We start from the raw sequence: 696 nt of genomic DNA on the forward strand, positions 1-696 counted from the left end.
TGCCGCCCACGCCCTTCACATGCGCCTGTCCGCCCAGCTTGCCTTCGGTACCCACTTCGCGCGCCACGCGCGTCACTTCCGACGCAAACGAGTTCAGCTGGTCCACCATCACGTTGATGGTGTTCTTCAACTCGAAGATTTCGCCGCGCACGTCCACGGTAATCTTCTTGGACAAGTCGCCGTTCGCCACGGCGGTGGTCACGTCCGCAATGTTTCGAACCTGCGCAGTCAGGTTGCCCGCCATCGAGTTCACGCTGTCGGTCAAATCCTTCCACGTGCCCGCCACTCCCGGCACGTTTGCCTGGCCGCCGAGTTTCCCTTCGGTACCCACTTCGCGCGCCACGCGCGTCACTTCCGACGCGAACGCATTCAGCTGGTCCACCATCACGTTGATGGTGTTCTTCAGTTCAAGGATTTCGCCCTTGGCATCGGCGGTAATCTTCTTGGACAAGTCGCCGTTCGCCACCGCGGTGGTCACGTCGGCAATGTTGCGCACCTGGCCGGTCAGGTTGCCCGCCATCGAGTTCACCGAGTCGGTCAAATCCTTCCACGTGCCTGCGACACCCGGTACGTTCGCCTGGCCGCCCAGTTTGCCTTCGGTACCCACTTCCCGCGCCACACGGGTTACCTCGGATGCGAACGAAGACAGCTGGTCCACCATCACGTTGATGGTGTCTTTGAGTTCGAGAATTTCGC

The 696-nt window shown here is 61.1% G+C and carries 1 protein-coding gene; it reads right to left on the reverse strand.

Features of this window, described 5'->3' with window-relative positions; genetic code table 11:
• Window positions 1-696: HAMP domain-containing protein (locus ACNOHI_RS24895; protein WP_420477413.1), on the reverse strand; the 696-nt coding region annotated here is incomplete at both ends.

The sequence above is a fragment of the Noviherbaspirillum sp. ST9 genome (genome assembly GCF_048799745.1).
GTDB lineage: Bacteria > Pseudomonadota > Gammaproteobacteria > Burkholderiales > Burkholderiaceae_D > Noviherbaspirillum.